General features: G+C 71.7%; 6 protein-coding genes. 1 reads left to right on the forward strand and 5 read right to left on the reverse strand.

What is annotated here, in order from left to right:
- Window positions 1–54: 54 nt before the first annotated feature.
- The 5 genes from ftsY to AB0917_RS31970 form a co-directional block, all read right to left on the reverse strand.
- Window positions 55–1,266, reverse strand: coding sequence for a signal recognition particle-docking protein FtsY (gene ftsY / locus AB0917_RS31950; protein ID WP_366823207.1), 1,212 nt, complete (start codon window positions 1,264–1,266; stop codon window positions 55–57).
- Window positions 1,267–1,558: 292 nt separating this feature from the next.
- Window positions 1,559–2,977 carry a sugar porter family MFS transporter gene (locus tag AB0917_RS31955; protein WP_366823208.1) on the reverse strand — a complete coding sequence of 473 codons (1,419 nt, stop codon included), beginning with the start codon at window positions 2,975–2,977 and terminating at the stop codon, window positions 1,559–1,561.
- Window positions 2,978–3,203: 226 nt separating this feature from the next.
- The gene (locus AB0917_RS31960) at window positions 3,204–6,926 is read right to left on the reverse strand and encodes an AAA family ATPase (RefSeq protein WP_366823209.1); all 3,723 of its coding nucleotides are present in this window, start codon (window positions 6,924–6,926) and stop codon (window positions 3,204–3,206) included.
- A gap of 369 nt (window positions 6,927–7,295) precedes the next feature.
- Entirely contained in the window at window positions 7,296–7,508 is a 213-nt protein-coding gene (locus tag AB0917_RS31965; RefSeq protein ID WP_003965973.1) for a hypothetical protein, read from the reverse strand.
- Window positions 7,509–7,947: 439 nt separating this feature from the next.
- Entirely contained in the window at window positions 7,948–8,229 is a 282-nt protein-coding gene (locus AB0917_RS31970) for an acylphosphatase (protein ID WP_366823210.1), read from the reverse strand.
- 168 nt (window positions 8,230–8,397) lie between these two features.
- Here AB0917_RS31970 and AB0917_RS31975 point away from each other — a divergent pair, with 168 nt between their 5' ends.
- Window positions 8,398–9,396 carry a CAP domain-containing protein gene (locus AB0917_RS31975; protein WP_366823211.1) on the forward strand — a complete coding sequence of 333 codons (999 nt, stop codon included), beginning with the start codon at window positions 8,398–8,400 and terminating at the stop codon, window positions 9,394–9,396.
- The last annotated feature ends 46 nt before the right edge of the window (window positions 9,397–9,442 follow it).

Below are 9,442 nucleotides of genomic sequence, written 5' to 3' on the forward strand. Positions count from 1 at the left end.
GGCAGGCTCCTCGTGGGAGCCGCCGCCCGTCCGCCGTGCCGGACACCGGGTGGTTCAGTCGCCGATCAGGGCGTCCACGAAGGCGCCCGGCTCGAACGGGGCCAGGTCGTCCGCCCCCTCGCCGAGTCCGATCAGCTTCACCGGTACGCCCAGTTCGCGCTGGACGGCGATGACGATGCCGCCCTTGGCGGTGCCGTCGAGCTTGGTGAGGACGATGCCGGTGATGTCCACGACCTCCGCGAACACCCGGGCCTGCACGAGGCCGTTCTGCCCGGTGGTGGCGTCCAGGACGAGCAGGATCTCGTCCAGCGGGCCGTGCTTCTCCACGACCCGCTTGACCTTGCCCAGCTCGTCCATGAGACCGGTCTTGGTGTGCAGCCGGCCGGCGGTGTCGATGAGGACCACGTCGGCCCCCTCGGCGATGCCTTCCTTGACCGCGTCGTACGCGATGGACGCCGGGTCGCCGCCCTCGGGTCCGCGGACCGTACGGGCTCCGACGCGCTCGCCCCACGTCTGGAGCTGGTCGGCGGCGGCGGCGCGGAAGGTGTCGGCCGCGCCCAGGACCACGCTGCGGCCGTCGGCGACGAGCACCCGGGCCAGCTTGCCGGTGGTGGTGGTCTTGCCGGTGCCGTTGACGCCGACGACCATCACGACGCCCGGGGTCTCGGCGCCGCCCTCGGTCTTGACCTCGCGGTCGAAGTCGGGGCCGAGCAGGGTGATCAGCTCTTCCCGCAGCAGGGCGCGCAGCTCTTCGGGGGTACGGGTGCCGAGCACCCGGACGCGCTCACGGAGCCGCTCGACCAGTTCCTGGGTGGGGGCGACGCCGACGTCGGCGGTGAGGAGGGTGTCCTCGATCTCCTCCCAGGTGTCCTCGTCCAGGTTGTCCCGGGACAGGAGCGTGAGCAGCCCCTTGCCGAGCGAGTTCTGCGAGCGGGCGAGCCGGGCCCGCAGGCGCACGAGCCGGCCCTCGGTGGGCTCGGGGATCTCCAGCGCGGGTGGCGCCGGAGCCTCGACGACCGGGGCCTCCTCGACGGGCGCGGCGGCGTCCGGGAGGTCGACTTCGTCGATGGTGCGCCGCGCTTCGTCGCGCGGCGTCTCGGCCTCCTCGCCGACACGCGGCTCGGCGGGAGGAGTGATGGTCGGCGCGCTCGGCGGCGGGGGCGGCAGCTTCTTCTTCTTGCGGCTGCCGACCACGAGCCCGCCGACCAGGCCGACAGCGGCCAGGGCGATGACTACAGCGAGGATGACGATTTCGACGAGTTCCATAACCCGTCCAGTATCGGCCACGGCCGCCGCACGAGCACGGCCGCGCACGCCGCCCGGCGATCCGTCGAGGCGGTATGCGCCTTTTGGCGGTAATGCCGGATACCTGGCTCCACGCTCCTGACAGCCCGCCAGTTACGGGGGCGGGCGGAGACGCTCCTGCCGACGTGGACCGCGGAGCCGCTCCCGTACCGAAAGCTCACGGCACCCCTCACCCGGGCCCGTGACGCACAGCCGCACGCGCTGCCCCGGATCGGCAGGAACCAGGGCAGCGCGTGACCATGAAGGAAGCGGGTCAGCCCATCTCCTCCAGCGCCTTGCCCTTCGTCTCCTTGACGAACTTGAGCACGAAGGGGATGGAGAGCACGGCGAAGCAGGCGTAGATGATGTACGTCCCCGACAGGTTCCAGTCGGCCAGGCTCGGGAAGCTGGCGGTGATCGCCCAGTTGGCCATCCACTGCGCGAAGACGGCGACGCCGAGGGCGGCGGCCCGGAGGCGGTTGGGGAACATCTCGCCCAGGAAGACCCAGACGACGACGCCCCACGACAGGGCGAAGAAGAGCACGAACGTGTGCGCGGCGATCAGCGCGACGACGCCCTGGGTCTCGGGGAGCTTGCCGTCGACCAGGTCGGCGGAGAAGGCCCACGCCTCGACGGCGAGCGCGAGCGCCATACCGACGGAGCCGACGAGGGCGAGCGGCCGGCGGCCCACCCGGTCCACCAGGATCATCGCGATCACGGTGCCGATGATGTTGATGATCGAGGTGGTGAACGAGTAGAAGAACGAGTCGGTCGGGTCGATGCCCACGGACTGCCACAGCGTCGCCGAGTAGTAGAACGCGACGTTGATGCCGACGAGCTGCTGGAACATCGACAGGCCGATGCCGACCCAGACGATGGGCAGGAAGAAGAAGCGGTTGCCGAGCAGGTCCTTGAAGGAGGACTTGTGCTCGCGGTGCATGGCGGTCTCGATCTCGGTCACGCGGGCGTCGAGGTCGATCTTGCTGCCCTCGACCTCTTCGAGGATCTTGCGGGCCTCGGCCTTCTTGCCGACCGAGATGAGGAAGCGCGGGGATTCGGGGATCGCGAAGGAGAGCAGCCCGTACAGGATGGCCGGGACGACCATCACGCCGAGCATCCACTGCCAGGCCTCCAGGCCCAGGATCTTGCCCCGCTGGTCACCGTCGGCGATCTGGAGGACGGCGTAGTTGACCAGCTGGGAGACGGCGATGCCGATGACGATCGCGGCCTGCTGGAAGGAGCCGAGCCGGCCGCGGTAGGCGGGCGGGGAGACCTCGGCGATGTAGGCCGGGCCGATCACGGAGGCCATGCCGATGGCGAAGCCGCCGACGATGCGCCACATCGCCAGGTCCCAGAGCGCGAACGGCAGGGCGGAGCCGATGGCGCTGGCGGTGAAGAGCACCGAGGCGATCTGCATGCAGCGGATGCGGCCGATCCGGTCCGCGATCCGGCCGGCGGTGGCGGCGCCGATCGCACAGCCGATCAGCGCGATGGCGATGACCTGGGCCAGCGTTCCGGAGCCGATGTCGTACCGGTCGCGGATGGCTTCCACGGCCCCGTTGATGACGGAGCTGTCGTAGCCGAAGAGAAAGCCGCCCATCGCCGCGGCCGCCGTGATGAAGATGACATGGCCGAGGTGGTCCGGATGGGCCGCTCGGGCTCCGGACTCCGGTCCGTTCGCTGCGCTGGTCACATGAACTCCTGATGCCTGGCGGCACGTCAGACGTGGGGGGTGAGCCTTCCCAGTGGGGCACAGCATCCAGCCCGCCACCACTTGAAGGCGAAATCAACTTTGCAGAGGTTATGTGTTCAAGAAACGAAGTCAAACGGCGGGTCGAAGCGCGTGTACCCGGGTGCGCGGAAAAAGTGCGTCGAACCTCTGATGATTCGGTAAAAAGTCAGCGGCTGCGCCGACCGGGTCAGCGGAGCCGCTGACTGATCACCTTCGACACGCCGTCCCCCTGCATGGAGACGCCGTACAGCGCGTCGGCGACCTCCATCGTCCGCTTCTGGTGGGTGATGACGATCAGCTGGGAGCTCTCCTGGAGCTCCTCCATGATCCGGATCAGCCGCTGGAGGTTGGTGTCGTCGAGCGCGGCCTCCACCTCGTCCATCACGTAGAACGGGCTGGGGCGGGCCTTGAAGATGGAGACCAGCAACGCCACGGCCGTCAGGGACCGTTCACCGCCCGAGAGCAGGGAGAGCCGCTTCACCTTCTTGCCCGGCGGGCGGGCCTCGACGTCCACCCCGGTGGCGAGCATGTCGTCCGGGTCGGTCAGGATCAGCCGCCCCTCACCGCCGGGGAAGAGCCGGGCGAAGACGCCCTCGAACTCGCGGGCTGTGTCCCGGTACGCCTCCGTGAACACCTGCTCGACCCGCTCGTCGACCTCCTTGATCACCTGGAGCAGATCGGCCCGGGTCCGCTTCAGGTCCTCGAGCTGCTCGGAGAGGAACTTGTGCCGTTCCTCCAGCGCCGAGAACTCCTCGAGAGCGAGCGGATTCACCTTCCCGAGTTGCTGGTACGCCCGTTCGGCCGACCGCAGCCGCTTCTCCTGTTCCGCCCGGACGAAGGGCTTCGGCCGGTTACGCGGATGCTCCGGGTCCTCCGGCAGCTCCTCGTCCTGCGCCGCGGGTGACGGCGGCACGAGCTGGTCGGGGCCGTACTCGGCGGTCAGCCCGGCCGGCTCCACCCCGAGTTCCTCCAGGGCCTTCGTCTCCAGCTGCTCGATGCGCAGCCGCTTCTCCGCGCCCAGCACCTCGCCCCGGTGGACCGAGTCGGTGAGCTTGTCCAGCTCGCCCTTGAGGTCGCGGCCCCGGCCCCGCTCGGCGGCCAGCTCGCGCTCCCGCTCGCCCTTCGCCGCCTCCGCCGAGGTCCGCTCCTGATCGGCCCGTACGAGGGACACCTCGACGTGGGCGAGCAGTTGACGGGCGCCCGAGGCGACGGCGGAGGCCACGGCCGCCTCGTGCCTCAGGCGGGCCCGGCGCTGTTCGGCGCGGGCGCGGGCCTCGCGTTCGGTCCTGGCCGCCCGGTCGAGCCCGTCGGCGCGCCCGGCCAGCGCCCTGACCCGCTCCTCGTGGGTACGGGCCTGGAGCCGGGCCTCCATCTCGGTCTGGCGGGCGTTGGCACCGTCGGCGGCGAGCCGGTCCCGTACGGAGGTGTCGGGCTCCTCCTCCACCGGGGCCTCCTGGGCGACCAGCAGCCGTTCGGCCAGCTCCTCGGCCTCCTCCACCGCCCGCTCCAGGGCCTCCTGGGCGCGGGCGGCGGCCGCGGTCATCCGCTCGGCCTCGCCCGCCGCGGCCCGAGCCTGCCCGGAGAGCCGGCCGAGCTGCTGGGCGACGCCCGACTTCTCCCGCTCGGCCACCCGCCGCCGCTCGCCCAGCTCCTCGACGAGCGCGGCCCCTTGCCCGCGCCGCTCCCCCGCCAGCCGCTGGGCCCGCGCCAACTCCGTACACCGCACCGCGAGTCCGGCCAGCTCGGCGGCGGCCTCGTCCACGGAGGCCCGCACCTCCAGGAGGCTGGGCGCCCCGGCGGAGCCGCCGTGCGCGAAGTGGGCGGAGAGCACGTCCCCTTCACCGGTCACCGCGGTCAGCTCCGGGTGCGCGGCCACCAGCGCCTCGGCGTCCTCCAGGGCGGGGACGACGACGGTGTCCCGTACGAGGCGGTGCACGGCGTGCATCAAGGGGGCGGGGCCGGTGATCAGGCCGGCGACGGCGGGGGCGGTGACGGTCCCGGTGCGCCCCGGCGGAGCGACGGCCGCCTGTTCCGTACCGTCCTGCGCGGGCGGCGGGGTCACGGTGCCGTGTGCCGCTTCCCGGGCCTCCTGCCGTACGGGCTCGCCGGACTGCTCCGGTACGAGCGTGGCCTCCGGGTCCGCGCCGCCCGACTGGCCCGGTACGTGAGGGGGCCGGACGTCCTCCGCCACCCCACCTCCCAGCAGCATCGCCGCGCGCCCCGCGTCCCGCGCGCGCAGCAGCCGGATCGCCTCGGCGGCGGTGGCCGGGTCCTTCACCGCCACCGCGTCCGCCGCCGCGCCGAGGGCCGCGGCGACCGGGACCTCGTAGCCGGGCTCGACGGTGAGCAGTTCGGCGGCGGGCCCCAGCAGCCCGGCCAGCCGGTCCCGGGCGCCGAGCAGCGCGCCCGTACCGTCCTTGCGGCGCAGCCCCAGGGCCAGCGCCTCGTGCCGGGCCGCGACCGCCGCCCGCCTGCGCTCGGCGGCCGTCGCCTCCTCGCGGGCGGCGCTGTGGGCGGCCTGGGCCTCGGCGAGGGCCTGCTTGGCCTCCTCGTGGCGGGCGGTCAGCTCCTCGTCGTCCGCGTCCAGCCCGTCGACCTCGGCCTTGAGCTGCTCGTACTCCTCCTGGGCGGTGTGCGCGCGCTCCTGGGCCTCGTCGCGGGAGGCGGCCAGCCGGTCGATCTCGGCCTGCGCCGAGCCGGCCCGGCTGCGGGCCGCGTTGACCTGGCCGTTCAGGCGGGCCAGCCCCTCGCGGCGGTCGGCGATGGCGCGGGCGGCGTCCTTGAGCCGGCGCTCCTCGGCGGCCAGCTCGCGCTCCAGGTCGGCGCGGTGGGCGGCGGTGTCCTCCAGCGCGTGTTCGGCCGCCTCCAGGGCCGCCGTCAGCTCCGCCTCCTGCTCGCGGACCCGGGCGGCCTCGCGCTCCAGCTCCTCGGGGTCGCGGCCCCGGCGCTCCTCGGTGGGGGCCTCGGTGGCGCTCCGGACCCGGGCGTCGGCCAGGGAGACCGTGCCGCGTACCCGCTCGGCCAGCTGCGACAGCTCGTACCAGGTCTGCTGGGCCCGCTGGAGCCGGGGCGCCAGGCGGCGCACCTCGCCCTCCAGCTCGGCCTCCCGGGCGAGCGCGGCCTTCAGGGCGGCCTCCGCCGCTTCCTTCCGCTTCTTCAGCTCGGCCTCGTCGGCGATCTCGTCACGCAGCGCGTCCCGGAGGGTCACCAGGTCGTGCGCCAGGAGCCGGAGCCGGGCGTCGCGCAGGTCGGCCTGGATGACGGCGGCCCTGCGGGCGACGGCGGCCTGTCGGCCGAGCGGTTTGAGCTGGCGGCGCAGCTCGTCGGTGAGGTCCTGGACGCGGGCCAGATTGGCGCCCATCGCGTCCAGCTTCCGCAGCGCCTTCTCCTTCCGCCTGCGGTGCTTGAGCACGCCCGCGGCCTCCTCGATGAAGGCCCGGCGGCCCATCGGGTCGGCGTGCAGGACGGAGTCCAACTGGCCCTGGCCGACGATGACGTGCATCTCGCGGCCGATACCGGAATCGGAGAGGAGTTCCTGGATGTCCAGCAGCCGGCAGGTGTCGCCATTGATCTGGTATTCGCTGCCGCCATTGCGGAACATGATCCGGGTGATCGTCACTTCGGCGTACTCGATGGGCAATGCGCCATCGGAATTGTCGATGGTCAGCGACACCTCGGCGCGGCCGAGCGGCGGCCGCCCGGTCGTCCCGGCGAAGATCACGTCTTCCATCTTGCCGCCGCGCAGGGATTTGGCGCCCTGTTCTCCCATGACCCAGGAGAGGGCGTCCACCACATTGGACTTTCCCGATCCGTTGGGGCCGACGACACAGGTGATCCCCGGTTCGAACCGCAGGGTGGTGGCGGATGCGAACGATTTGAAACCACGCAGGGTCAGGGCCTTGAGGTGCACGCCGCCGGACTCTACCTTTCGCTCTCGGTTTCGGTGATGAAGGTGCAGGGCACATCAGACGTTAAGCGAAGGGCGTTACGGCCGGGGGCGGAGACCGGTTCGGAGAGGCCGGGCAAGGGGCGGGCAAAGGGCGGGCAAAGAAAAAGGGACGCCGAAGCGTCCCTGTGGATCTTGGTGCGGTCCTGCACGGCGCATCGCCACGGCAACCGGGCGGTGCGTTGCCGGGAAGCCGGACACAGGGTGGCCCTGTCGGTCAGGGACCCGGTCGTCCGGGGACGGCGATCCGTGACGCAGGACGGATCAGATATGGAGAGATGTTCCGAGGCTCATGAGCACTGCTCGGCCCGACCGGCCCGATGGGGCCACCGGTCAGGTCAGCGCAGGCTCGCCCTGGGGTACGTCGATGTCGATGCTGTCGAGCAGTGACTCCTGGTGCTGAGCGGCGGCGTTGAGTGCGTCGTTCTCGTCCTGGATCCGGTTGAGCTCGGATTCCAGGTCCTGGACGCGCTGCTGGAGCCGTCGCATCTCGGCGAGGAGTCGCGGGTCGGAACCGCCGACGTAACCGAGAAGCGCCTTTGCCATGATGGATGGTCCTCCACAAATGAGTGACCGACCGATGCGGTGTGGGTCGTCTGGGGATCGCACCCGCGGTGCTCGGCAGGGCTCTGTCACCACTGCGGTTCTGCTGCATATCAGCTCTACCGAACAGCTAAGGTGCGCGGGGTTTTCAGCGTCTCACCAAAAAGTTTGACGGTCAACACGATCACACCCCGGGGACCCAGGTGTCCCGGGGGCGCGCGGCCGGACGATCATGCGGCGCGACTCTCCTGCGGGACCCCGACGGGTGTGGGGATCTTCGTCAATCCCGCAGCCTTGCACGACATCCCGCTTCTGGCAACCATCGGTCGCCGCGCGGTTCTTCCGCAGGTCATTTCGGGTGCGGGGGTCCGGTGGGCCGGCCCGTGACCGTTGGCTCCGGTGCGTTCACCGAGCGGATCCGAGGGGCCGGCGCGAGCCCGTGTCAGCGGATGGCGAATCCCTCGTAACCACCGCGCGGGGTGTCCCAGATCTCAGTGACTCCGTCCACGCGCCCGGGTGTGTCGTCGGAGCGCAGCCAATCCAGCAGACGGTGGCAATGGTCACGTGATCCCTCGGCGACAACCTGCACCCGACCGTCGTCGAGATTGAGGGCAAAGCCCACGAGCCCGCCGATCTCCAAAGCGTTTTCCCTGGTGAACCAGCGGAAGCCTACTTGCTGTACTCGGCCGCGTACCCAGACGACCAGCCGTGCGTCTTCGTTCATGCCCGAACGCTAACCGGCCAATTGCGCCAAGAGCACGGCGGCCCCTTTGAGCCATGGCGTACAGTCCCGTCGCAATAGCCTCACTCGATCGGGTGAGTACGGGATCAAAATCGACCGGCATTCGGGTGACGTCGCCGCGACGTCCGGAGCATCAGGAAGGCACAGCGCATGGGACGCCACCGACGATCCGCCGCAGGCCCCGCCGCTGAGGAACCCGCGGCCGGAGCGGCTTCGCGCCACCGGGGCACGCGCCGGAAGAAGAAGTCCGCGGCGCCCGTGCGCACCGGGCTCCTCGGCGCATCGGCCGCGATGGCGGTCGGCGCGGTCGCCGTCGCCTCGGGCCTGCTGCCCGGCGGCGACACCTACACCACGGGTGGCGGAAGCACGGCCGACCAGGTGCGCGCCGGCGGCGCCCCCAACCTGCTGACACAGCAGGGCGGCTCCACCACCGCCCCGGCCGACCGCTCCTCCTCCCCCACCAGCCGGAGCAGCGAGCGCCCCGAGGCCCCGTCCAAGGCCCCCTCGAAGTCGCCCACCACCACGCCGTCGGCGACGCCGTCCAAGACCCCGTCGAAGTCGCCCTCCAGCAGCGCCTCGAAGTCCCCGTCGAAGTCGGCCCCGCCCTCCGCGACCCCCTCCGAGAAGCCGGCCGCCACGCCGTCCACGGAGTCGAAGGCGCCCACCACGGCCCCGAAGAAGAGCACCGCCCCGGCGACCAAGGCCCCGACGCCCCCGAAGACGTCCGCCGCTCCGCCGCCGCCCAGCACGCAGCCCGCCCCCTCGCCCTCCGCCACCTCGGCCCGCGCCGAGGTGCTGGCCCTGGTGAACCAGGAGCGTGCGAAGGCCGGCTGCTCCCCGCTGACCACCAGCGCCCCGCTCACCTCGCTCGCCCAGAACTTCAGCGAGGACATGGCGGCCCGGGGCTTCTTCGACCACACCGACCCGGACGGCGACACCCCCTGGGACCGTGCCGCCCAGGCCGGCGTCCAGGGCCTCGCCGCGGAGAACATCGCCCGCGGCCAGGCCGACGCCCAGGCCGTGATGGCCGCCTGGATGAACAGCGACGGCCACCGCGCGAACATTCTCAACTGCGACTACAAGACGATCGGCATAGGCGTCCACGAGGGCTCCGGCGGCCCGTGGTGGACGCAGAACTTCGGCTTCTGACCCACCCGCACCAGCCCCACTCACGCCCGTGCAGCGCTCCCGCGAG

Source organism: Streptomyces sp. NPDC007346, from assembly GCF_040703535.1.
Lineage (GTDB): Bacteria > Actinomycetota > Actinomycetes > Streptomycetales > Streptomycetaceae > Streptomyces.

What these genes read in the sequence shown, in the direction of transcription:
- AB0917_RS31970 (WP_366823210.1), bottom strand. Translation starts at nt 8,229, where the DNA reads ATGAACGAAGACGCACGGCTGGTCGTCTGGGTACGCGGCCGAGTACAG.
- AB0917_RS31965 (WP_003965973.1), bottom strand. Translation starts at nt 7,508, where the DNA reads ATGGCAAAGGCGCTTCTCGGTTACGTCGGCGGTTCCGACCCGCGACTC.
- ftsY (WP_366823207.1), bottom strand. Translation starts at nt 1,266, where the DNA reads ATGGAACTCGTCGAAATCGTCATCCTCGCTGTAGTCATCGCCCTGGCC.
- AB0917_RS31975 (WP_366823211.1), top strand. Translation starts at nt 8,398, where the DNA reads ATGGGACGCCACCGACGATCCGCCGCAGGCCCCGCCGCTGAGGAACCC.